This window comes from Silicimonas algicola, assembly GCF_003970735.1.
Lineage (GTDB): Bacteria > Pseudomonadota > Alphaproteobacteria > Rhodobacterales > Rhodobacteraceae > Silicimonas > Silicimonas algicola.
The window spans coordinates 1735423-1759969 of the sequence record NZ_CP034588.1 but is presented as its reverse complement, the minus strand read 5'-3'; the positions used below and the strand labels follow the sequence as shown (position 1 = coordinate 1759969).

Sequence of the window (24547 nt, the reverse complement as noted above, 5' to 3'; positions counted from 1 at the left end):
CTCCTCATATTCCCTCAGCCGAAACGGCGGTGGCCTCTAGCGGTTCGAGTGCGCGCGCCTTAGCCTGCGCGTCGCGCCAACGGCGCGGCGCGCGGATCAGGCCAACAATTTCCGCCCAGACAAAATCGCGGCGGTGTCGTCGGGGGCGGATCAGGCGCTTGATCTGCTGGTCCCACAGCCAAGCTCGGATCGCGAACCGGAAGACGGCCGATGACGAGACCGTTCGGTTGCGCAGGCAGGCCAGCAAATAGGATGCAAAGCCCGATCCGTTGTCGGTTAATTGTTGACGGAGGCCATCGAATTCGGCGCGGTGCTCGTGCCAGACGAAAGCGCCAGGTTCGTAGACATGTAGACTTCCCCTCGACAGTGCCCGGTGAAACATCTCGATGTCGCCTCCGCCACGTGTCGCGGTGCCCACGTCAAGCGCCGGATCGAAGTGCCCGGCGGTCTCGAACGTCCGACGACGGAACGCCATGTTGGCGCCGACGCCAAGGGCGCTGGCCCAGAGAAGGTCATGCGGCCACATCCCGATCGGATCGTGGGTCACGGCGTCAAACCCCTTGCCCATGCCACCATAGACATCCTCGAAATAAAGTCGCGCGGCGGTGTCAAGTTTCATTGGCACCACGAGGCCGGTGATGAAATCCACTTCGCGGTCTGCAAAGGCCGAAGCAATGCCGCTCAGCCAATGCCGATCTACCTGAGTGTCATCGTCGGTGAATGCAATGATGTCGTGCCGCGCGGCTGCGATGCCGCGGTTTCGAGCCCAATTGAGACCAGGGCGATCCTCCCTCACGTAGCGAAGGCCGGTGCTCTCGGTTAACAGCCGCTCAGTCGCCGGAGAGCTGGGCGCATTGTCGACGATTAGTATCTCGTAGTCCGGATAATCGATCTCAAGCAGCGCAGCGAGGCAGCGGCGGAGGGTTTCGGTCCGGTCGCGAGTGCAGACGACCACCGAGATCGGCGGCCGCTCCGGCCTGTGTGGCCGCGCGATTCGATGTATGCGGACCAGCCTCCCGCATATGTCGTGGTCAGTCAGGACGGCGAGGCGCAGCGCGGACCAGAACATGCCCGCCGCGGGCTTGCCGTCAAATCTGACCCAGCCGAGCGGTTGTTGCGCAAACCGAACGAGCACACGAAGCGGAAAACCGATCACGTCGGACCGCGCGACGACCGACCAGTCCGCCAGATCAAGCTCCGCCACACCTTTTCCTCGCATCGGTAGGGTTGTGCCCGGTTCCGACAGCCAATCTGGCTCCTCCGCGGGAACGGGCGACAGCAGCACCGCTGCTTCGTCGGTGAGTGCCCACTGCGAGACCTTGGCGCAAAGCAGCGCGTCGAGATGCCGCGTGTTAATTGGTTCGAGCCCAGGTGCTGCGTGCATTCGCGCTATCAATTCAGGGCCGATCCGAATGTTCAACCCGGCGACGGAACCTATTGCCAGTCTTTCGCGGGCGCGGGACATGCCGTCGAGCAGGTCTATCTCGGCCTCACTGAGCACCTTGACGGCAGGCGCGGCGTTCCGCAACGCTTCTAGCGCAGCGAAGTTCTTAGCTGCCGAGGCGACGCCCAACTGATAGGCAAGCGCACGCGACAGGATGTTCAACCTTTGCCACGGAGCGAAAAGGCGCGAACCTTCAAAAATGGAAAGAAGTGCCGCGGCGAGGGACAGCAGAATATGGGCGACTGAAGGCACCCGGAAGCAAACCAGACCCAAGAGTTTGGCTCCGTGGGTGTTAGCAGTCATGTTTGCACACCGCAGCCACGGAAACAGAGCGGGGTGCTTCTCGGCGATCTGATAGTCGGCCGCCCCTTCGTTTTGCGCCCGCACAAGGTTGCGCTTGGGCGTGCTGGCATCATGGTGCAGACCGCGGGCGTTCGGCGCATAGATCACCCGCACGCCGGAGGAAATCAGACGAAAGCCCAATTCGTAATCCTCGCGGCACTTCAGCGACGCATCGAATCCTCCAATTGAGATGAAGTCCGCCTGCGGGAGCGACATGTTGCCGCTCATCACATCGGTGAAGCCGAAGCGATAGCCGGGTTTGGCCATTTCGCGAAAACGGCCGATCCACCACTCGGTGACGGTTGCGCCGAACCAGCCGCCCGCGGCTAGAAAGGGCGCCGACTGGCCGACGACGACTGAGCCTACATGACGCTCGCCAGCAGCGAGATGCGCCGCTAGAAAGCCGGGATCTGCGACAATATCATCGTCGAGGAACACGATCCTGTCGCATTGGGCAATCGCTGCGCCGGTGTTGCGCGCTGACGCCGCCCCGCGGCCGACCGCTGGACGGTGAACCAGTCTGAAAGGCCAACGCCGTCCATCGAGCGCCGCCAGAGTGTCGTCGGTGCCAGCATCGATCACAACAATGACCTCAAACGCATCGGGGCCAGTGGTTTGCACGCAGAGTGCGTCCAACGTGCGTAGCAGAGCCGCGCACCGGTTGTGTGTCGGGATCACGACCGAAAGCTGATAGGGGGAGCCGTCAGACATGTCCGGACTCGCGCGCGATCCGACGCGCTTTCAGGTAGGCAAAGGGACCCTTCATGCAGCCCCGCAGTTCAGCCATGATGACAGCGCGGGGTGCAACCGACGCCGGGCGGATGAAACTGCGTATGAGCGAGGGAAGTTGTTCGTACAGAAACCACTCGACAGCACGCCGCAGCACGCCGAACTCTCGGTCAACGAGCAGCGACCGCGTCCATGAGGCGTAAACGCCGACGCCATAGCCGTGAACGGCTTTCAATATCTCGTCCGGAGTCCGCCGATGGCGATGCCAGTTTAATGCGGCCGGCTCATAGACGATGGTGTAGCCGCCACGCAGAAGGCGGGTAAAGTACTCGTGATCACCGCCCGATTGTGTAGCCGTCCCGGCGTCGAGAGCAGGATCGAAGTAGCCGATCTTTTCGACAACCGAGCGACGGATCCCCATGTTTGCACCGGCACCTATCTGGCCAGTGGCCAGAGGATGGGTGCCCGGCATCCGGAAGATGCGCCGGACGAATCCGCGCTTGGAAAAACCCGCCAGCCGCTCGAACTGCTCTTGCGCATCATTTTCCAACTCGTAAGGCATCGTCAGGCCAGCAACGCAGCCAACTTCGGGGTCAGCGAAGGCGGTCAGGATGGCATCGAGCCAGTAGCGGTCCGCCACCGCATCGTCGTCGATGAAGGCCACGATGTCGGTTTCCGACTCACGCAGCGCACGGTTGCGCGCATTGTCGAGACCCTTGTTCGGCTCCATCACGTACTTAACGCCCGGAAAGCTTTCGACCACTTGGCGCGTCAACGTCTCAGTGCTGCAATTGTCGATGACGAGGATCGACGCGGGCGTCTCAAGCCGCATAAGAGCTGCAAGGGCGCGACGCAGATCGTCCGGCCTCTCGCGAGTACAGATCGCAACCGTCGCCAGTAACTCAGGCGCAGCAACGGGGCTACACAGTTTTGCCTCGGCGGAACAAGCCGCCGCAAGCTCCAATGTAAAGGCGGGAATTGCGCGGGTGACCTCAGCCCCCGACACCGTGCCATTGCGAATTGGAACGGTGACCTGGCCAACCGGTCGTCGCCCTTCGCGCAAGAGTAACAGGGCGCGGTCATAGCCTTCAATTCCGCTACGATCTTGCCCGGCGTCACCAAGGCTAACATCAAAGATTTTGGTCGCCATGTCTTACCGTTATGTCTCGTCCAAAATTCGGGGCGTTCCGAAGGGCTCGATAAGTTTGCTCGTTCTACTAAACCCCAGCGGCCGATCGCACTGCGATTGAGTATGCTGATGTTGGCATCACCATATCGTCCATCCGACGGTTGCGCAGCGATGAATCGTCGCGGAAGCGAGCTCTGATGCAGAAATCCCGTGACGGATTCATGTTGTGTATCCAGCGTGATAGCTGGAATGAACAGCCCATCCTTCCCCACCTACAAGACCAGGAACTGGTGCGGCTATAACGAGGCGCTCAAGCGCCGGGGGTCGCTGACGGTCTGGACGTTCCCCAGATGGACTGGGACGCCCACACTACAGGCAGGCGCGGTCGGCAGCTGACCTACAGCGAAGCCGCGATCGAGACCTGCCTGACGATGAAGGGTGAAGGGCGCCCGGAACACGGTTCGCGGACCGTTTTCAGCACTGACAGGCGAAGCCCCCGGGCTGTTTGGCATGGCGCTGGGGCAGACGACTGGCTTCGTCGAGAGCCTGCTGCGCCTGGTCGGCCTAGACTGGATCGCGCCCGACGTCAGCACGCTGAGCCGCTGCCAGAAGACCATGGCCGTCAACATCCCCTACCACGGCTCCAGCGGGTCGTTGCATCTATTGATACCTCCTCGGGACATCACTTCGTGATGCCCTGCCGGTCAGCGGACAGATACGTGGGCCGCGCGCTCTAGCAACGATGGAGCGGATACCACCGCCGGAGCCGCGTTGAGACGAAACCTCGCGGAATCATGCTGCGGATAACCCTGCGGGTCAGTGAATGCACGGCATGAAACTGCTGGCAGCGGCGAATGGCGAGGGGTTTCTACCGCCAGCTCGCCGAGCTTCAGTCCGCTTCGCCGTCCTCAACGGCTACACGGGCGCTCGGCATACCCGTCACAGAAGCCGTGGGGTAGGTTTGTCCGCGGACAACGGAACCTCGGCCAGCGAGATTTATCCAAAAAAATCGTCCCAACACCTTCTGAACCTGAGCGTAACGGCTCTAATTTTACCAGGGCGCGCAGGACGAGGTCGACGCGGTCGGTGAATTGTCGGGTTACGCGCTTGCCGAGAGTGTTGAGACTGTCTGTCTTTAAGACGGCAACAACAATCTGACGCCGCGTGAGAGGATATACGGCCACACCAAGGCGGAACACTTCGGACCAAGTCCATTTATGCAGACGTGTCTTCACCCAATGCGCAGCCGCGCCTTAAGGTATCCCAACACGGCCGCGAGGTGATGGAGAGCGTGCAGAATCACTGCCTGTACGGCGAAGCTGCGACCGCCTTGAGTAGCCAGAAAGCGGATCAGGTCGGCATTGGCGGCTGTGAAGACCGCGCCACAGATTGCGGTGAGCAGCAATGCGGCTGGCCAGACAAGAGCCAGCGGCAGGGACAGAACGGCCAGCGCAACGGCTGCGGCCGAAACACGTTTGTCCCACGTCGTCGACAAGACCCCCCGGGGCATCCGGCCGGAGATCAGAAGCTTTGTCCACGGCACCGCACGCCCGTTCATGTCTGTCCGGAACATCGTGAACAGCGTCCAGTCCTTCAGATGTTTGCCCATGATCCCCGGATCGAGAACGATCGTCCCGCCCTCCGCCGTGACCTTCAGCCCGAACTCAACATCCTCGATATTTTCCCACTCCTTGAGAAATCCTCCTGCGTGGTCGAAGGCCGCTTTGCGAATTGCGCCCAGGCCGGTCCAGAACGTCGGCACCTGCCCAGCAGCCTGCCGGTGCGTATGACAATGCAGTAGGTTGCGATAACGCCCGACGACAGTTTCCGAGCCTGGCGCATCGTCATAGGCTCCGATGACGCCATCGATGGAAGGATCACCGAGACAATGCAGGATGCGCGCCCGCACGTCGCAATGCACTAAGACGTCGGCATCGACGAACAGGATGCCATCTCCGGACGCGGCCGCTGCACCTTGATTGCGGGCGTTCGCTGGACGTGCCGGCGTGTCGTTTCTCAGGACCTGCGTGCCGCGAGACTTGGCGATGTCGCCGGTTCGATCCGCCGATCCGTCATCGACAACCACGATACGCTCAGGAGGAAATCCAGCCGCCACGAGCGCGTCAAGACACGCGCCGATGGTGGTCTCGGCCTCGTGTGCCGGAACCACCACGTCCAGCGTTAGGTCGCGGCTCCTGCCCGAGGCCGGGCTTCGCGATCCAACACTGGCGCCATTCACGCCTGCAGCGATGGTGCAAGAGCGGCCAAGCGCTCGCCCTGATGCCAGACGAGTGCAGTTCTGAGGATCGTCTCGATATCAGAACGCGTCGTGAGGTCGGGCCCAAGAAGCTTTTTCGACAGCGAAGGATTGGCGACAAGCTCTGGCGGATCGCCCGGACGTCGGGGGGCGTCCTCGAGCGGGAGCTTTCGGTTCGCAAGGCGCTCCAGCATGGCAACAATATGGGCGACCGAGGCCCCTGAGCCGGTGCCGAGGTTGCAGACGAACCGATCGCCCCCTCCGATCAGCCGTTCGAGCGCGCGAACATGGGCAAGCGCGAGGTCGGAGACATGAATGTAATCCCGAATGGCGGTGCCGTCCTCGGTCGGATAGTCGCGCCCGAAGACCTGCAACGCCTGCTTCCGGCCCAAGAGCGCTTCAACCGCATTGGGAATGAGGTGGGTCTCATTGGCTCGGAACTCGCCAATCTCACCATCGGGATCGGCACCTGCTGCATTGAAGTAGCGGAGTGTAGCGGAGCGGAGGCCGTACGCCCTGCCATAATCCTCGAGGACGCGCTCGACCATGAGTTTCGACGCGCCGTAAGGATTGATTGGCGCCGTGGGCAGGCTCTCGTCGATGCAGCCTTCGGAGGACGTTCCGTAGACTGCGCAGGTCGAGGAAAAGACGAAGGGCGGTAACCCGGCGGCGCGCGCGGCTTCCAGTACGGCAAGGGTCCCTGCGACGTTCTGGCGGTAGTAGAGCGCGGGTTCGGTCATCGATTCGCCTACGAGTGCAAGCGCTGCGAAGTGTACGATGCCCACCGGGTTATGGCGTCGCATGACCTCCCCCAACCGCGCGATATCCGAAATGTCGCCGATCTCTATGGGGCCCCAGCGGACGGCCCAGCGGTTGCCGATGGAGAGGTTGTCGAAGGTGACAGGGGTGAAGCCGGAATGCGCTAGCGCCTTACAAGTGTGGCTTCCGATGTAGCCGGCGCCTCCGGTGACGAGGACAGTTCCCCGCATGAGTGGCTCCCTTCGCTCGGCCGTACAGGCGCCAGTCTGACGCGCCACCGCAGTCATGTCTTGTCCAGTTCTGGCGGCCGGGCCGCCAGCCGCATGAACCATTCCTGAACCGGCATGTAACGCTCAAAAACCGGGAACGCACCTCGCGCCATGGGGTCCAGCGTTTCAAAGACAGGTCCCGGACTCGACTTCAGCCGAGCGAATAGCGTGTAGAGGCCGAAGGCCGCAAGATGCGCTGTCGACGAAAGCAGTGCTTTTCGTAATGCGCGACCTGTATATCGTGCAAAGCCGCCCGGAAAGCCGGCCGAAAGAGACAGACCAGCGGCGTAGAGGTCGTAGTTTGCGCGCGCAAGTTGGAGCAGCTTTGGCGGCAGAGAAGGGTCCTCGCGTTCCAGTTTCTCCAGCGCCATGTCGACCGAATTGCGCATCCGGTCCGCGTCGCGCGACATCGTACCCCGGGTCTCGCGGTAACCGACATGATAGCCGGGCGCTACAACGACCGGCCCGATCCTGGCCAGCCGGAGATAGAGGTCAATATCCTCAGCTCCCTGCGCTCCCGCCTTCTGGAAGCCCTCGTCGTAGCCGCCGATCCTCTGCACCGTTGCCCGGTCCATCATGGTGGCGCTGGCGTTCCGAATAAAGTTGACGGTCAAAAGTCGTGTCAGGACATCGCCCGCATAGTCCGGCCTACCGAGATCGGCCAGGAGCCGGTCGTCGGCGTCGATCCGGCGCGACCAGGTGTAGACCATGACCGGCTGGCGCAGCGCGGCATCGGCGGCGGCGAGAAAGCGCGTCACCGTCTCCGGGTGCCAGAGATCGTCCGCGTCGAGCGCGGCGAACCAATCGCTACTTGCCTCGGCTATGCCCCGGTTTCGCGCGGCCGCGACACCCGCGTTCGCCTGACGGATGATCCGGACGCGCGGGTCCGCCTTGGCGTGGGTCTCTGCGTGACCAAAGGTGTCGTCGGTGGAGCCGTCATCGACAAGGATGATTTCGATGTCGGGATGCGTCTGCGCCCGCACGGAGTCAAGCGTGCGGTCGAGCGTACTCGCAGCATTGAGCGCCGGGATGACGACCGACACCCTAGTCACTATGCGGCCCGGCGGCGCAGTGCGCCCTCGGCCACGAAAAGCAACGATAAGAGTGGCAGGAGCCATTCCACGCGAGCCTGATAGCGTGGTGCCGGGGCAGAAAGCACGCCAAAGACGCACGCGTTGACAACAAGGCCGAAGACGATGACGGCAAGGATCTCGATCTGCGACCGGGTCAGGCGTCCGGCAATCAGAAGAGCTCCCAGCACAAGCGCTGAAAGGAAGGTGGCGGCATACATCGCGAGCTCCGAAAGACCCATGATGAGGGAAGGCGTGCCGCGCTCGAACTCTTGACCGGTCCAGACGAAAGCCTTACCAGCCTCCGCGACCCGAATGAACTGATAGGCGGCGTTGCGGGCGGCCGCGATGGACTGTTGGAGCGGATACTCCATGGCGGCCGCCGCCACGATCTCCCATTCACGGTCCCGGATCTGCTCCCGCGCAGCCTTGTCCCGTGTTTCGAGACCGTTCTCGCCCCAAAGAAATGCGTAATGCGAGTCCGGCACACGCCCGTCGAAGACGTCGCACAACTCGCCGCCCTCAGCGCACTGTTTCTCGATATACCAACGCGCCGGCCCATCTTCGAGCGAGCGGGCCAGCGTGACGGGGGGACGGAGCGGCGCGAAGCTTACTTCGCCGAGAATCGCCATGCTGGCGCCAAGATTCAGGGTCGGCGCGACGGCGACTACGATCAGACCGGCAACGAGGGGAGCAAGGCCGTGTCTGGTTGGGATCGTCGGCGGCGCTCTCCGTATCAGACGGAGCAGAAGTGCGGCCGCAACCACTGCAAAGGCCAACGGCATGTTTCCGTAATGCGTCGAAACTGCAAAAGCGGCCAGCACTGTCAACGCCAGTCTCTGACCGACGCTGAATTCGTCGAAGCGCCGGACCAGCAACGCCGCGAAAACTAGGACGACCGCACCGAAGATGTCCGGCATCAGGTAAGTGGTCATCCATGCGACCTGGCTGACGGCGAGGAGCGCGGCGAACCCGGCTGTCAGAACGACCGGGCGCTGCATCGCCACGCGGTCGATGCACGCGAAGATCGAAAGTACGATCAGAAACGCCTGGAGATACGTCATTGCGTAGGGTCCCGCGGTGCGGACCACGGCGGCGAAAAGGGCTGCATAGGTGATGGAGCGGCCGTAAACTGCGGAGGTGTCGCCGAGTTGGCTTGTGGGCGAGCCAACGCCACCGCGCCCAGCTGCCCCGGCGTCGCCTCCATCGCTGCTGGAAAGCATATCGCCTACGATGTTCCAGATAGCATCGCCGCCGGCGATGTAGGCGTTTGTGTCCGGGAAGGCGATGAAATGGCCGGTTGCAGCTAAGGGCCAGCACATCACGAGCGACATCAGAAGCGCTACGGGAAGACCGCGGAGAGAGAAGAGCGGAGCAGCGCGGCCACTTTCCCCAGCGGAATTGAAAACGTCCGCCATCAGGCGGGCTCCTTTCGAAGCTCCGTTCGCTCCATGCTGTTCTTCGGACGGTCGTCTCGCGGCCTTTCAAATTGCTCGTGATATGCACGGTCGACATTGACATTCCAGACGTCATGCCGCTCGCCAAGGATATTGCGTGCCGCCAGCATGCCGGTGAGCATCGAATGATCCTGATTGTTATAGCGGTGCTGGCCGTTTCGCCCGATGCTCTGAAAATTCTCCAACTTCTTGAGCCACGCGAAGATGGTATCGACCGCGGCCCGGTACTCGGTGTCGTATACGGGATACGCCTTAGGCTGCCGCACTACGGTGCCGTCAACCACATCCTCGCGCCGGGCCAGCCCGAGTTGCTCCAGCTCGCGGGCGGCAAGGGCGACAAGCTCGCTATCCGCCGAACTCCAAAGATCGTCATCGGTCCAGCAGAAGTACTCCATTCCGATCGAGGTCTGCTGGTCGTTCGGAATCATCTCCGGCGACCAAGCGCGGAAATTCTGGATCCGCCCGACCCTGACATCTGGTGAATGAATGTATATCCAGTTGTCTGGGAAGGGGTCGGGTTTGTCTAGGATGAGGGCAACAAGAATGAAGTCGCGGAAGCGGAGTACACTGGCGGCATCGAGGACCTCTTGCGGCGGCGGCGGAGAGATGCAGCCGATCAGCGTCCGAAGGTCCATCGAATTGATGAAATGGTCGCCAGCCACGCGAATTGGCCCGCCGGGCGTATTGACTATCACGGCTTCGATACGATTGTCGTTCCGCTCGATCCCGATTACCGGAGCGTTCATGCGAACTTCCGCGCCCTTCCTTTCGATGAGTTCGGCGGTCATCTCCCACATCATGCCGGGACCCTTCGACGGGTAATGGAATTCCTCGATCAATGAGGTGGTGTCGCTCCGGCCCGAAAACGCGTTGATGACTGCCTTCGAAAGCGACAGCGACTTGATACGCTGTGCGGCCCAGTCGGCCTGGATAAGCTTAGGCGAGATTCCCCAAACCTTCTCGGTGTAGCTGTCGAAGAAATGCATGTAGAGCCGGCCGCCGAAACGGTTGATGACCCATTCCTCGAAGGTGTCTTCATGGCGTTTTGGGCGGACCTGCCACTTGATGTAACTCAAGAGGATGCGGGCAGTCTCGTAGATGCCGATCTTTGACAGTGCGTTGAATGGCTTCAGCGGATAGTCGAAGTACTTGTTTCTGTAGAAGATGCGCGACCTACGGGGCCGCCTAAGAAAATGCTTCCCAAGGACGCCATGCCACATCTCTTCGACTTCCGGAACCTTGGTGAAGAACCGATGGCCGCCGATGTCGAAACGAAACCCCTTATATCTTTCCGTGCGTGCGATACCACCGAGGTGATTGCTCGCCTCGAAAACGGTGACGCGGGCGTTCGGTGCCAGACGCTTCAGTTCATAGGCTGACGAAAGACCCGCTGGACCGCCGCCAATGACGACCGTGTGGCCGATGTCCTCGCTTACGCCGTGTGTCATGCGACTGTCCAACTCGGCCTCGCTATAGGAGTGGGCCTTTCCGAAAGCATGATCGCGGTGCGGAAATACTCGATCGTGGCGTCCAATCCGGCGCGAAGTCCAACTTGGGGCTGCCATCCGGTGGTCGCCGTGACCTTCGAGATGTCGGGCTTTCGGCGCTGCGGGTCGTCCTTGGCCGCATCCACGAACACCAGTTTCTCGGGCTCTCCGATGGTGTCGAGAATGTGCGTCGCCAGTTCGAGAACGGTAATTTCCTCCGGGTTCCCAATGTTAAAGGGTCCAGTTTCGCCTTTAGGGGTTTCGCTCACCGCCAGGAACGCGTCGATCAGGTCCGAGACGTAGCAGAACGAGCGCGTTTGCGACCCATCACCGTAGATCGTAATCGGATCGCCGCGGAGCGCCTGAACGATGAAGTTCGACACAACACGCCCGTCAGCAACCTGCATCCGAGGTCCGTAGGTGTTGAAGATGCGAACTACCTTGATCTCGAGCCCACTCATCCTGTGGAAGTCGAAGCACAGGCTCTCGCCGAACCGCTTGCCTTCGTCGTAGCAGGCACGGGGACCCGTCGTGGACACATTGCCTTGATAGGTTTCGGGCTGCGGGTGTACCTCGGGGTCGCCGTAAATTTCCGAGGTGGAGGCCTGAAAAAACTGGGCAGCACTACGCTTAGCGAATTCAAGTCCGTTCAACGTACCGAACGCCGCCGTCTTGGCCGTCTTGATCGGATCGGATTGATAAAAGACGGGCGAGGCAGGGCACGCCAGGTTGAAGACGAGATCGGCCTCGATCTCCGGAAAGGGTTCTACGACATCGTGCTTCACGAAGGTGAAATTCTGCCGATTAAGCAAATGAGCCACGTTGCTCATGCGACCGCTCGACAGGTTATCTATGCACGTTACATGCATGTCGCGCACAATGAGCGCGTCGCACAAGGCGCTGCCTAGGAAGCCAGCTCCCCCGGTAACTACAGCCCTACTCACCAGACGTCTACCCCTCACATCCTAAGCTGATCTTTAGTACGTTAGTCTTACCCATGGTCAATGCGGTATAACTCCGGTCACGAAGTTCTGTTCGGGTAGCTAGGGCATTTCTGCTTTCTGGCCAGATCACCCGTTCAAGGCGCAAGACTCCGATCGAAGAGAGCGCTAGGGGTGTCGCTTAGCCATTTACGGGGCTCTGTTGCAGAAATCCCGTGAGGGATTCATGTTGTGTATCCAGCGTGATAGCGGGAATGAGCAGCCCGTCCTTCCCCACCTACAAGACCGGGAACTGGCGGGCCTATAGCGAAGCGCTCAGGCGCCGGGGGTCGCTGACGGTCTGGGATCGATCCCGAGATGAACCGGGACGCCTAAACTACAGGTAGGCGCGGTCGGCAGCAGATCTACAGCGATGCCGCGATGGAGACCTGCCTGACGATGAAGGTGAAGGGCGCGCGGAAAACGATTCGCGGACCGTTTTCAGCACTGACGGGCGAAGCCCCCGGGCTGTTTGGCATGGCGCTGGGGCAGACGACCGGTTTCGTCGAGAGCCTGCTGCGCCTAGTCGGCCTGGACTGGATCGCGCCCGACTTCAGCACGCAGAGCCGCTGCCAGAAGACCCTGGCCGTCATCATCCCCTACCACGGCTCCAGCGGGTCGTTGCATCTATTGATACCTCCTCGGGACATCACTTCGTGATGCCCTGCCGGTCAGCGGACAGATACGTGGGCCGCGCGCTCTAGCAACGATGGAGCGGATACCACCGCCGGAGCCGCGTTGAGACGAAACCTCGCGGAATCATGCTGCGGATAACCCTTGCGGGTCAGTGAATGCACGGCATGAAACTGCTGGCAGCGGCGAATGGCGAGGGGTTTCTACCGCCAGCACGCCGAGCTTCAGTCCGCTTCGCCGTCCTCAACGGCTACACGGGCGCTCGGCATACCCGTCACAGAAGCCGTAGGGTAGGTTCGTCCGCGGACAACGGAACCTCGGCCAGCGAACGGTTTCTGCAACAGCATCCCTCAGCCGACGCAAATGCCTCGCTTTTGACTTGGCCGAACGATGGTGTAGGGTTCTGACGTCTGGTTTCACTCGCAGCTCGCGTAATCTAGTCAATATGCGCATACTGGCAATCCTTGCGGCACTAATACTTCTGTGCGTCGGCTATGGGGCGGTCTGGACCGGACGGCTGGGGTCGATTGGTTCCCAGTCCTCCATGGAACGACCGCCTGAAGCAGCGCAGCACTCTTGGACGCTCGAGGAGCGATATGCCGTGATGCTTACGCAAGTCAACCAGTCAGCGGTGGACGCTGGCGACCACTTTCGTCTCGCGGAACTCTCCCTCTTTCTTGGACGGTGGTCAGAGGCCATCACCCAGCTGTCGGCCGCAATCCAGAGTGACTCCGACTTCGAACACGCAGGATCGGCACGCGCCGCGCGCGATTACATCGCGGCGATCACCGACAACGACGAGGACAGCGCACACGAAGCCTATTCTCGCGAGCGCAGCCATCTAGACAAGGATCCCGAGGACGGTGTCGCTGCCTACGTAGTTGTTCACTGGTTGCTCCGTTCCGACAATGGCACCCAAGCCCTGCCAATCATCGAGGCCCTGATTCAGCGGCAGCCGCACCTCTACCAGTACGACGAACTCAAGCTTGCCGCGCTCCAAGATGTTGGAGACAATCCTAGGATAGGCGCACAGCTTGCCTCGATGCACGCTAAGTACCCGGAAAGAAGGGAGCTCTCGGGATGGTATGTAGCCTGGCTCGAAGCGAATTCCGATATTCGCGCGGCGTCGGACATCTTGTTCGCCGAGACCCAGAAGGAAAGCCGAACGGAAACATCGATACCGAAGTATGTCGAGTTTCTGCAACGACACGGAGGCGACGGCGGCGCGGCCAAGAGACTCCAAGAACTCCTCGATGCGGGCGAACTTACCGTTGGCGAACCCGACTTTCGATTAGCTCTGGCTGACCTCTGGGAAAAAGTGGGAAATGTCCCGTTTGCGGTCCGAACACTAGAGGCGGTTGTTGAAGGTGGAGATGGTACCGGTAAAAGGTCCGACGCAATTGTCAGGCTCGCGCGACTCCTCGACGCTTCGGGCGATAGGCAAAGAGCCCGCTCAGAAATAGACAGGCTCCTCGGCTGGGACAGCGAAAATTCAGCAGCGCTGAAGATCCGGGCTCGTTGGAACCTTGAAGATGGCCTCGCAGATGATGCGCTCCGAGACCTCCTTGGGGCGAATCTCCAGCTTTCCCGGGATGCAGAATACGCGACGCTTCTCGGAGAGGTCTATCTTCTCCAAGGCCTTCGCACTCTGGCCGGCCAGCAATTTGCCTTGGCCTATGAATATTCGAGAGGGGCCGCACCGGAGGCGAAGCGCCTTGCCAACCACCTCATTTCGGAATTGAATTATGGAAGCGCCGACTTGCTACTTGAAACAGCGCTGGACCGTCATCCCGAAAACGTCGAACTTCTAAAGCTAGCGATAACGGTTGCATCGGAGCTTGGTGACGAAGTCCGATCCGCTTCTCTTACGGAGCGCCTACGCGTATCGGATGACGCTGCCGCAAGTGTCCTCAATGGTGATACCACCGAATATCGGCGCTGATGCGGTTCGAGGTGCGACCAAGGCGCAAATGCTGATCCTCGAAATCCGCTGCACCGAAGGCGACTACCGTTAAATCCACCGCTAGAACGTGGTCTGCGGGATGACGGATGATATGACCCCCGGAACCGCCCCGCTCCTGGTTAAAGTCTTGAGCACCGAATCCCTGGCTGGGAGAGGAGCGGAGTGCCCATGAAGGCGAGCAAGTTCACGGACGCGCGAGACAGCCGTTCATCATTAAGCAGGCTGAAGACGGGACGCCTGGCGCGGAAGTCTGTCGCAAGCCCGGGATCAGCTCGGCGACGTTCTTCAATTGGAAGAAGAATGCGGGCCTGATGCCGTCCGAGATGAAGCGCCTTCGGGAACTCGAGCAGGAGAACGCGCGGCTGAAGAAGATCGTTGCGGACTTGTCGCTCGACAAAGAGATGCTTCAGGACGTCATGAAGCGAAATCTCTGAGGCCTGCCCGGAAGAGGACGCTGAACGACGAGATGCGGGCAGATTGGCAGGTGTCGATCCGCCCGGCCTGTGCGGTGAGCCCGTTGGATCCGAGCACACACTGGATGTTCGAGCGGTTGAGATCACCGGGAGCCACATCGGCGATGCACCGGGTCCTGCCCGGCCTGCTCAGCCAGACTTCAACTGGCGAGGAAATCGTCAGCGTCAGGGCTAATGGCGCCCGTGTTACGCGCAAATGCAATAATGCGATTGCTGACCGCGGCGCCCACGCCGTCATCCCACACTGAAAGAACGCGAAGCCGTGGAAGACCGTCACCGCTGGCGCGGTACGAGGCCCTGCGGGCGGCGAAACAGCTCGGCCGCGCGATCTGGCGAAACTGGAGCGGATACCACCGAGGAAACCGTGCCGAAACGAAGATGCACTATATGAAACTGCTTGGGCAGCGCCTCATGGCGTGGGACTTGAACGACAGGTCGCGGTGGTTCAAATCCGCATCGCCCTCATGAACCGCTACACAGCGCTTGGCGTCCCTGTCACAGAAACCGGGGGGTACATTCGGCCGGGAAAAGGGGAACCTCTAACATCAGGCGCTTTGTGCAACAGAGCCCCTGAGTCGTCGGCCTCGACCGTCGCGCCTCAGCCGGCGATGGCGCGCCTCTTCTCCTGGGCGGTTTCGGTCGCCGGCGATAGGATCCTAAATAGAAGCTCGGGCATCCCCGTGGTTTCAGTCTTGGAATAGATCGACCGCAGATGCGTTCGCACCGTGGCCTCGCTGAGACCAAGCTCATCCGTCACGGCCTTCACCGACAGACCCCGCGACAGCAGAAGGCAGACACGAAACTCGGCGCGGCTCAGGTTGGCGGGATTAGATGCGTCGAGAACCGGAATCGTCCGGCGGATTTGCCCCACCTGCGCAGCTATGCGTCGCGCGGCAATCATGCGGTCGTCCATGCTGGCCCCGGTGACGAGACCCGGTTTCCGGCCTGCCCAGGACCGAACGAGCGTCGGCACCAACGCCTCGAATTCAAGGCGTTCGAAATGTGTGAAGCCACGGGAGAAATGAAGCTCGATGAAATCCCGGCGACGGGCATCGATGGCCAGGGGCAGGCTGACGATCTCGGCGACGTCGCGCGATATGCGCCAGTTCTCCAGAAGGTCGGTACCCGCCCAGGCTCGGTCGGTCAGAAGGTCCGTCAGGAACCACGCCGTGGAGGCGCGGACCTTGGGGTAAAGATACCCCATGGCATCCCGGCACAGACCACGCCGGAGAAGCGGCACGTCGGGATCGCCCTCGCGTGCGTCGTAGACAGCCACGGTACGCGGCCGATCCTCGTTCGTGTTATGTCGCGTGATCGCTGCGGCGTCTGCTCCCAAGCCCGACGCCAGCGTCGCAAGAGCGTCCTTGAGCGGCATCGACCCGTGCAATCCACCGCACCAGCCGGCGATCCCATCCAGCACCTTCAGCGTCGGCCCTAACCGGCTGGAAATAGGTGCGGACCCATCCCTAGTGTCCACGTCTCTGTCCTCTAAACCAAAACACGCACAAGCCGGGAGTTTCCCCGTGGACTGCTCAATAAAAAAACCGATCTCAATGGGTGGTCGATTTCCCCTCCCGGCAATCAGACCGCAAGGGCGACGGTGCGTCAAGGACGCGACACGTCTGACGCTCTTCAGGGTTAAGCCGAAGGAATGGTTCTCGACAAATCGGCAACAGTCGTTGCACGAGGACCGCTACTGTTGGCGCGAGACGAATGACGCCCGAGTCAGGGCGCCCGCCCGTGCTGCACGTCGCGTCAGCCGCCGAAGGTGTTGACCCACCGAATCGCGATCGGACCCAGGATGAGAAGGAAAAGTGCCGGAAGCATGAGGGACGCCATGACGCCCGACATCTTCACCGGCAACTTGTTGGCCATCTCCTGCGCCTTCAATTCGCGCGTGATGCGCATCTCGGAGGCATAGGTCGTCAGCGCCCCGGACACGCTTGTACCGAACTGGATCGACTGAAGTATGACGCTGGCGAAGGACATCACCTCGTCCACGCCAGTCCGCTGCGCCATGTCCATCAGCGCCTTTTCGCGGTCGCCACCGGCCGATACCTCGAGCTGCACAAGCCGGAATTCCTGCGCGATGGCCGGGGCCGACGCCTCCATCTCGTTCGAGACCCGCGTCATGGCGGCGTCGAAGCCGAGGCCCGCCTCGACGGCAACGACCATGAGGTCGAGCGCGTTCGGAAAGGTCTCGGCGATCTGGAGTTGGCGTTCGTCCGACTTGGCGCGAAGCCAGAGCGCCGGGAAGAAGTAGCCGATCACCAGAAGCGAAGTGAGGACGTAGTAGGTCAGCATCGTGCTCTGACCGTCGATCAGGGCGGCGACACCATCGGGCAGCGGAAGAAGCGTCGCCTTCCGAAGTGCCAGGACGGCGAGGTAGAGCGCCGGCAGACCTGCGGCGAGAAGGATGCGGATCGTGTAGAACTTGAAGATCGCGTCGCGCCCGACCATGCCCGCGTTCATCAGCTGGCGCCGGACCTTGGTGCGCTTCTCGCGCGAGTGCGGCATGAGCGCCTTCATCAGGCCCTTGGGGTCGACGTCGGCGTTGTTCAGAAGACCGGCCTCGAAAGCCGTCCGCCGTGTCACGGCCTTGCCGGCGTTGTAGCGCCGACCGACCGGGTTCGAGGCGACGAGGCCGCCGAAGAAGCCATAGACGATCAACAGGGTCCCGATGAAGATCCCCATGATGACGAGGCCGCCGGCTGACCCGACGTTCCCGAAGAAGGCTGTGATCTGTTCAAGCATCTCTGTGCCCTCCTCAGAACCGGAAGTTGACGAGCTTGCGCAGGATCAGCGCATTCAGGACCGAAAGCGTGACGATGGCGATGCCAAGGGGAACCGCCTCGGGTTCGTTCGCGATCGAGCCATAGTAGCTGGGCGTCAGAATCTGCATCGCCACGAAGATCAGCACCGGGATGAACGACAGGAACGCGGCTGTCAGCCGGCCTTCCGCGGTCAGTGCCTTGACCTTCTTGCGCATGTTGAGACGGTCGCGGATCGTCCGCGACAGGACGTTGAGAACCCGCGCCAGGTCGCCGCCGGTGCCGTGCTGGATCGCGATGGCGGTGGCGAGGTAGTGGACGTCCTCCTGGTCGATGCGGGACGAAAGGTCGCGGAAGGCCTCAGTCAGGTCGTCGCCGAAGCTGACCTGGTCGACCACGATGCCGAACTCCGAGCCGATCGGGTCGGGCATGTCGTTCGCCACGGCCGCCAGCGTCGTGTTCAGCGGGTGTCCCACCTTCAGGCCGCGCGCCATGAGGTCGAGACCATCGGGCAATTGCTTGACGAGAAGGTTCATCCGCTCGTTCCGCTTCATCCGCACCTGGAGGATGGGAAGGAACAGGCCGACGACGAAGCCAAGCGCCAGCGCGTTGAGCCAGCCCATGAACTGCATGCCCACGACGAAGATCGCCACCGCGGCGGCGAAGCAGGTCACGAGGAAGGCGCCCGGCGCCATCGTGATCCCGCCCTGTCTGAGAACCACCGGCAGGTCGCCGACGAAGGGAAGTCTCTCGACGAAGCTGCGCTTTTCGGTCGGCTTGAGGATCTTGAGGATTTCCTCGGTCGTGGCGCCCTTCTGGATCAGGCGCATCCGGCGGCTCTTGGCCTGCTCGACGTTGGCCGTCCGCGACAGCATCTGCCGCAGGCCCTCGAACACCAGGAGCAGCCCGAGGACGGCACCGACATAGGTGACGAAGCGCAGGTCGACCTGGGCCAGAAGATCGGTGATGGTCTTCATGTCCATGACTTACTTCCCCCGTGCCAGGAACGAGGTCTGGCTGAGGTCGACGCCGGACGCGAGCAGCGCCTCGGCGCACTTGGGCCGCATCCCCGTCGCCATGAACTGCCCCTGAACCTCGCCGTTCTCGCCCTTGCCGGTCTTCTTGAAGACGAAGATGTCCTGCATGGTGATCGTCTCGCCTTCCATGCCCGTGATCTCGGACACGCTCATCACCTTGCGGTTGCCGTCCGACAGTCGGTTGAGCTGGACGATGAAGTTGATGCCGGACGCGATCTGCGACCGGATGGCCGAGAGTGGCAGGTCGAGCCCCATCATCGACACCATCTGCTCGATCCGGCTGAGAGCGTCGCGCGCGGTGTTGGCGTGGACGGTCGTCATCGAACCGTCGTGGCCCGTGTTCATCGCCTGGAGCATGTCGAAGGTCTCGGAGCCGCGCACCTCGCCCACGATGATCCGGTCGGGGCGCATGCGAAGCGCGTTCCGGACAAGATCGCGCTGGCTGATCGCGCCGGTGCCGTTCGGGCTGGGCGGACGGGTCTCGAGCCGGACGACGTGCGCCTGCTGAAGCTGAAGCTCGGCCGCGTCCTCGATCGTCACGATGCGTTCGTGTTCGCTGATCGACCGCGACATGGCGTTCAGAAGCGTCGTCTTGCCCGAGCCGGTACCGCCCGAGATCAGGATGTTCATCCGCGCCTCGACCAGCGCCTGCAGCAGACCCGCCGCCTCCTGGCTGAGCGACCCGAGCTCGATCATCTTGTCGAGAAGGATCGGCTTCTTCGAGAATTTGCGGATCGACAGCGACGGCCCGTCGATGGCGCAGGGGCGGATGATCGCGTTCACACGACTGCCGTCGGGCAGTCGGGCATCGACCCAGGGCTGGCTTTCATCGACGCGGCGTCCGATGGACGACACGATCTTGTCGATGATCCGCAAGAGGTGCCGTTCGTCTCGGAAGCGGACCTTGGTCGCCTCCAGCACGCCGAAGCGCTCGACGTAGACGCTGTCATGACCGTTCACCAGGATGTCGTTCACCGTCGGATCGGCCAGGAGCGGCTCGAGCGGACCGTAGCCCAGCACCTCGTGCATCAGCTCGTCGACGATGAGCTTGAAGTCCTCGGTCCGCATCGGCCGCTTTTCCTCGGCCAGGACCGCCTGCGCCAGGTTCGCGACTTCACGGCGCAGCTCGTCCGTCTGCACCTTGTCGATCACGCTGAGGTTCAGCCGCTCGAGCAGCGCCTCGTGCAGCCGGCTCTTCAGCAACAGCCGGTCGGTCAACTCCTTGTCGTTGCCGGCAAGCGAGCGCAACGCCGACGAGGTGACGCGGTTCGCGGCGTCCATCCCCTTCTGGCTTGTGCCATTGACCGCCACCGCGGCCGGGGTTTTCACGTCGGACTTTCCGAAGGACTTGAACATGACCGTGTCTCCTTAAACTCGTACCGAAGCCTTGGACTTCGGCAATTCGGCGATCGTGGACTTCGCGAGCGCGGCGATCCCCTTGTAGAGATCGGACCGGCCCGCCACCTCGGACACCGGCTTGCCATAGTCGACGGCCTCGCGGGCCGCCTTTGGATCGTGCGCGATCCAATGAGTGAACGACGTGTCGAGCGCCTTCTGCGCCTCGCGGTGATGCTCCCGCAGCATCATCGGCTTCTTCTCGTGGTTGACGATCAACTCGATCGGAAGCTGCGCGTTGTCGGCAAGGACGAAATCCATCAGCCGGCGCGCGGCGCGGACGGCGGGCACCGTCATGTCCATGACGATGTACATCCGGTCCGTCTCGGCCAGAACCGGCTCGACCCAGCTGACAAGGGCACGGGGCAGATCGACGACGACATAGTCGAACATCAGCTTGAGCGTCTTCATCAGCGCGTCGATCTGCTCCGGCTGGAGCGAGTCGAGCGGCGCGAACTTGCGCGGAGCGGCGAGGACGCTCAGCCCCGACGGCAGGCGCACGATCGTCTGCTCGATCCAGTGCGCGTCGGGCAGGAAATGCTCGGAGGCGAGTTGCAGAAGTCCCTCCTGCTCGTCCATGTCGAGGAAGTCGCCCACGGTTCCGAACTGAAGGTCGAGATCCACGATGCAGACGCGGTTGCCCGCCTCTTTCTTGAACGTGCCCTTCCGCTGCAGAAGCTGGTCGGCGAGGTTCACTGCGACCGTCGTCGACCCGATGCCGCCCCGCGCCTGAGAGACCGCGATCAGCTTGCCGGTCGCCGCAGAGGGGCCTGAGTACCGCTCTTCGGTCTCGGCCCGGCGACGCGCGATCCACGAGCCTACCACCTCGACCAGTTCGCCCGTCGACGATGGATAGGGTAACACGTCGTCCACCCCGGCCCGCGTCAGCGCGCGCGCCTTCGACAGGGGCAGGTCGCCGTCGGTAAGCGCGAGGTAGACCGTGCCCGGCTTCCGCTGCTCGGTCAGATGCTCGATCGCCGTCAGGTCGGCCGCGTTTGACGGATCGGTCGCAAAGATGACCACGTCATGATCGGCCGCCATCTTCACTGCGGCCCCGTTCAGCTGCGAGACCGACGCCGCCTCGGTCGCCACCCTGGCGCCTTCGATCTTGGACAGGGCTTCTCCGACCCGGTCCGATATCGCGCCGTCGGAGGAGATGAGGAGGATGGAATTGTGCATCGGTTGGTCCTTGATGTGGTTCAGCCGCGGGTTCCGAGATTCATATCCTCGGCAGGCAGAGTGACGGAGATATCCGGGAAAGGGATACGAGCCGCGTTGGTGCCGTCGCCTGTCGGGATGCCATCGGCGTTGGCGGCACCCGCTGTAGAAGCGAGTGCGCTGAGCGGTGTCATGAATTCGAAGCAGAACAGCGGATATCTTGGGGCGTCTTCGTCGCCTTCCACGGGGTCTTGGGTGCCGCACACATTCTGGGCGCCCACCAACTCCGCTGTGATGTTGGGAACGTACGGTCCACCCACAAAACCTAGATTGCGGTCGTAGTTGTAGCGCAGAACTACATTGGCGCTAGTAGCGCCCTGTGGCAATAGCGGCTCGATCAGATCAAAGATTTCGACAGCGGCTGCCTGCGCCTCGAGGCTCGCAGCATTTGGCTCGGACAGCCTACAACTACGGTTAACCTGCTGGCAGATGCCATTATTTGCGCTACAAAGGGTGCCGGCGGGATATTCTGCGCTGGTGCCTTCTTCTCGACGATGATGCAATGGAATGTTGGCGCAAATAGGCGGCCGGACCGAGGCGATACGGGTGGCACGCTGCATTGCTTTCTCGGTCGATACCCAATTGTAACCAAGTCGGCCAAAATCGAGGATGGCAAATAGGATCAGGAGGAACAGCGCGATGACGACCGCGAACTCGACCATGGTGGTTCCGGTTTCGTCTTTGCGGAACCGACCGGGCAGGGATTTCAAGTGAATAGTCACGGTCACACCCCATAAACCCGAGAAAGATCTGTTATATCGCGCCACAAGGGTTCGAGTACCCTTTGTCCGTTCAGCTCGAGGATGCCTACCAACGGGAAGGTTATCGTGAAGCGCGCCGTAACCTCTGCCATCGGCACGCGGGCTTGCCGATAACGGTCAGCGTCAGCGTGGCTAACGCAGGTGACACTTCGAGAAACCCAGTCAAGCACGACGAGTTCGGGAAGAAAGCCATCAATTTCAGTATCCATGCTCCGCTGGACAATGGCGTAATACCTGTCGCCGTCGTTGTAAGTTATAACTTCTGGAACGCCGACGCTGCCGGCATCGGCGCAGATATCGCCGTTCGTCGTTCGAGCCATATAACGCGCCGCATCACGAACACCGACGATGGCGCCCTGATAGGAAAAAAACAAACGCGTGAATTCGACGATCACGAAGAAGGCAAGTAGAAAGACCGGAAGAAGCAAAGCAAATTCTACGAGCGCCACACCGTCCTCGGACCTCCGGAACTTGATAAGGGCAGTTCTGATTTTCATGTCTACGCCCTACCGGTAAAGCTGCACGAGGTTGCGGAAGGTGCCTTCCGCGACGTTGTCGGTGCCTCCGTTAAGCGCACCGCTGATGACCTCGGCGTAGAGCTCACGGGTTGTCCCGCTCGGACGTGCCGGGTTCAGCAGGAACAGTTCCACGAAGTACTGCGCCAGGAACTGTCCCGACCTACCATTCAACTGGTCGCGGCCAAACGGGTTGGCATTACTGCTCCAGTATTCGCAGTCGACGGCAGCGGCAGTAATGACGCGGCGGCGCGGGTCATCCGAAGCAAGTGAGTTGCCGGCGTTGTCGGTGCTGCAGGAAGGCAAAGAACTTCCCTCGCGAACGTAAGCAGGATTTGCATCACCGGGGTTGATGTAGATGTCTTTTATCAGGTCAAGCGGCCCGCCAGGCCGGGGGTTTGGTACTACGTCCGGACCCGCAGAGTAGGCACCAGAATTTGAGTAGAGCGACGTCGCGACCTCTGCATTGTAATACTGCCAACGGGTAGTGTCGGGGCCAGCGCGCACCACAGGCTGTGTCTCAAGAGGCGGAACGGGAGCAAGGATGTTCGTTGCTCCAGGTCGGAACGGGTCGTCGACGTGATACATCGTACCATCATCATCAATCCATTCCTCGTGGTCCTCGACCCTACCAAGGGAATCAGGGTCCACCGAATAATTCGCCTCGACATAGTCAATCCGGCCTTGCGTCCAATCAGAGTCGCCATAGCGGTCACCCGCGCCGGAGTACGCGGTACATTCGCTCACGCCGACGTCTCGGAAGCAATCGTCGGGCGGCAGATCCATCGTCGTGCTTGTCGTATCTGGCGATGAGTTGTTGCCGCAGGTCGAGCCATCGACGTAACTCTTAGTCACCACGGGCGCAGGTGGATACCTGGGATCGTCTTCCATGTCCATCTGCGCCGAATCGTACATGTCGAAGAAAGAATTGAGCGTCGTAGGCCTCCAGCCCTCGGCCCTCCCCGTCATGGTGCTGAGGTAGCCGTTCTCGAAACAGAGTGAAAGCGCCCCTTGGCCTGCGACGAGGCACGCATAGAGATCGTTGTTTCTCAAGCCATAGCAGGGACCACCTGGGTCGGTCAGATCCTCCGCAGGCACCTGATCGAAGACGTCGAGCCAGGCAAAGTTGCCAGGATGCCAATCCCCGCCGTTGCCGTTGCCCCCTTCGGCAACGAGCCGGATTGTCTGGCCGATGTTGGCGGAAGGATCCCATGGTTCCCCGCTAGCCGGCGTTGGCGGCATGCAAAAGAAGATCGGACTGACATCGCAGGCGAGGCTTGTAAATCCCGCGACCGCCTCGGCGCCGACCATCTCGGTCGGCAGGTCGTCGGTCGAGAAGATCGACAGGAGTCGCGCAAAGGCCCAAGGCACCTGGACGCGCTTGTCGCCGCGCTCGTCGTTGATCATCGAGATACGGACGAAGCGTGCCACGAGATCGTTGGAAGCCTCGCCCGGATCGAGCCAACCATCGGCCGGCAGTCGTGTCATCGGCGTGAAATCGGCTGCGGGAAGCGTTGAATAGAAATCGAGGTGGAAGGATTCCCCGTCGAGGTCCGTATCTCCGTTCCCGCCGATGGCAAACCTGTCCCGGATCAGGTCGTTCGCCGCATTTTGAGAGCGCTGCAGGGCGCCCGGAAAGCCATTCAACTCGCCTGCTGCGGCCAGTGCCACGTTATCGACGAAGGACTGAAGTTCCGACTGGGTCGAGGCGCGCCGACCGATATCGAAGGAGAGCGCCGCGAGGAGAAAAATGGCGGCGCAGCAGATGGCGAAGAACACCAGAAGGGCGCCGGTCTCGTCTTTGGCGAAGCGCTTTGCACTCGGTACCATCACATGCCGTCCCATTCCAATGTCCCCC

The 24547-nt window shown here is 61.5% G+C and carries 17 protein-coding genes and 4 pseudogenes; 5 read left to right on the top strand and 16 right to left on the bottom strand.

Annotated elements, in window-relative coordinates:
• Positions 1-4: 4 nt before the first annotated feature.
• On the bottom strand, positions 5-2497 hold the full coding sequence (locus tag EF888_RS08750; protein ID WP_109758636.1) for a glycosyltransferase: 2493 nt from the start codon (positions 2495-2497) through the stop codon (positions 5-7).
• Positions 2490-3665 carry a glycosyltransferase family 2 protein gene (locus EF888_RS08745; protein WP_109758635.1) on the bottom strand — a complete coding sequence of 392 codons (1176 nt, stop codon included), beginning with the start codon at positions 3663-3665 and terminating at the stop codon, positions 2490-2492. The genes EF888_RS08750 and EF888_RS08745 overlap by 8 nt, the downstream gene beginning before the upstream one ends.
• A gap of 228 nt (positions 3666-3893) precedes the next feature.
• On the opposite strand from EF888_RS08745, the pseudogene EF888_RS22600 reads away from it, so the two are divergent.
• Positions 3894-4313, top strand: a pseudogene (locus EF888_RS22600) (transposase); the annotation flags it as partial.
• A 562-nt stretch (positions 4314-4875) separates the two neighbouring features.
• On the opposite strand, the gene EF888_RS08735 reads toward EF888_RS22600, so the two are convergent.
• The 6 genes from EF888_RS08735 to EF888_RS08710 all read right to left on the bottom strand — a co-directional run bounded on the left by EF888_RS08735 (position 4876) and on the right by EF888_RS08710 (position 11887).
• Entirely contained in the window at positions 4876-5760 is an 885-nt protein-coding gene (locus EF888_RS08735) for a glycosyltransferase family 2 protein (RefSeq protein WP_420902662.1), read from the bottom strand.
• 119 nt (positions 5761-5879) lie between these two features.
• A complete protein-coding gene (galE, locus tag EF888_RS08730) occupies positions 5880-6890 on the bottom strand; it encodes a UDP-glucose 4-epimerase GalE (protein WP_109758633.1) in 1011 nt (336 codons plus the stop codon).
• Positions 6891-6943: 53 nt separating this feature from the next.
• Positions 6944-7972: a glycosyltransferase family 2 protein gene (locus tag EF888_RS08725; RefSeq protein WP_164721628.1), complete on the bottom strand. Its 1029-nt coding sequence runs from the start codon at positions 7970-7972 to the stop codon at positions 6944-6946.
• 8 nt (positions 7973-7980) lie between these two features.
• Complete coding sequence (locus tag EF888_RS08720) at positions 7981-9333, bottom strand: hypothetical protein (RefSeq protein WP_126918543.1); 1353 nt, start codon at positions 9331-9333, stop codon at positions 7981-7983.
• An 83-nt stretch (positions 9334-9416) separates the two neighbouring features.
• On the bottom strand, positions 9417-10904 hold the full coding sequence (locus EF888_RS08715; RefSeq protein WP_109758630.1) for an NAD(P)/FAD-dependent oxidoreductase: 1488 nt from the start codon (positions 10902-10904) through the stop codon (positions 9417-9419).
• Positions 10901-11887, bottom strand: a complete 987-nt coding sequence (locus EF888_RS08710) for a UDP-glucuronic acid decarboxylase family protein (protein WP_109758629.1) — start codon at positions 11885-11887, stop codon at positions 10901-10903. Before EF888_RS08710 ends, EF888_RS08715 begins: the two co-directional genes overlap by 4 nt.
• Positions 11888-12138: 251 nt before the next feature.
• On the opposite strand from EF888_RS08710, the pseudogene EF888_RS22595 reads away from it, so the two are divergent.
• The 4 genes and pseudogenes from EF888_RS22595 to EF888_RS08690 form a co-directional block, all read left to right on the top strand.
• A pseudogene (locus EF888_RS22595) lies at positions 12139-12559 on the top strand (transposase); the annotation flags it as partial.
• A 442-nt stretch (positions 12560-13001) separates the two neighbouring features.
• Complete coding sequence (locus EF888_RS08700; protein WP_164721627.1) at positions 13002-14498, top strand: tetratricopeptide repeat protein; 1497 nt, start codon at positions 13002-13004, stop codon at positions 14496-14498.
• A 167-nt stretch (positions 14499-14665) separates the two neighbouring features.
• A pseudogene (locus EF888_RS22590) lies at positions 14666-14839 on the top strand (transposase); the annotation flags it as partial.
• A gap of 205 nt (positions 14840-15044) precedes the next feature.
• Positions 15045-15504 (top strand): annotated as a pseudogene (locus EF888_RS08690) (transposase); the annotation flags it as partial.
• 86 nt (positions 15505-15590) lie between these two features.
• On the opposite strand, the gene EF888_RS08685 reads toward EF888_RS08690, so the two are convergent.
• The 8 genes from EF888_RS08685 to EF888_RS08650 form a co-directional block, all read right to left on the bottom strand.
• On the bottom strand, positions 15591-16469 hold the full coding sequence (locus EF888_RS08685) for a helix-turn-helix transcriptional regulator (RefSeq protein WP_126918541.1): 879 nt from the start codon (positions 16467-16469) through the stop codon (positions 15591-15593).
• A 278-nt stretch (positions 16470-16747) separates the two neighbouring features.
• The gene (locus EF888_RS08680; protein ID WP_109758626.1) at positions 16748-17746 is read right to left on the bottom strand and encodes a type II secretion system F family protein; all 999 of its coding nucleotides are present in this window, start codon (positions 17744-17746) and stop codon (positions 16748-16750) included.
• A 13-nt stretch (positions 17747-17759) separates the two neighbouring features.
• Positions 17760-18746, bottom strand: a complete 987-nt coding sequence (locus EF888_RS08675; protein WP_109758625.1) for a type II secretion system F family protein — start codon at positions 18744-18746, stop codon at positions 17760-17762.
• A gap of 3 nt (positions 18747-18749) precedes the next feature.
• A complete protein-coding gene (locus EF888_RS08670) occupies positions 18750-20156 on the bottom strand; it encodes a TadA family conjugal transfer-associated ATPase (RefSeq protein WP_241239852.1) in 1407 nt (468 codons plus the stop codon).
• 12 nt (positions 20157-20168) lie between these two features.
• The gene (locus EF888_RS08665) at positions 20169-21374 is read right to left on the bottom strand and encodes a CpaE/TadZ family protein (RefSeq protein WP_109758624.1); all 1206 of its coding nucleotides are present in this window, start codon (positions 21372-21374) and stop codon (positions 20169-20171) included.
• A gap of 20 nt (positions 21375-21394) precedes the next feature.
• Positions 21395-22123, bottom strand: coding sequence for a TadE/TadG family type IV pilus assembly protein (locus tag EF888_RS08660; protein ID WP_206508475.1), 729 nt, complete (start codon positions 22121-22123; stop codon positions 21395-21397).
• A gap of 14 nt (positions 22124-22137) precedes the next feature.
• Positions 22138-22671 carry a TadE/TadG family type IV pilus assembly protein gene (locus EF888_RS08655; protein ID WP_109758622.1) on the bottom strand — a complete coding sequence of 178 codons (534 nt, stop codon included), beginning with the start codon at positions 22669-22671 and terminating at the stop codon, positions 22138-22140.
• Positions 22672-22680: 9 nt separating this feature from the next.
• Positions 22681-24519 (bottom strand): TadE/TadG family type IV pilus assembly protein, encoded by a 1839-nt coding sequence (locus EF888_RS08650; protein ID WP_206508473.1) that lies wholly within the window; start codon positions 24517-24519, stop codon positions 22681-22683.
• Positions 24520-24547 lie beyond the last annotated feature (28 nt).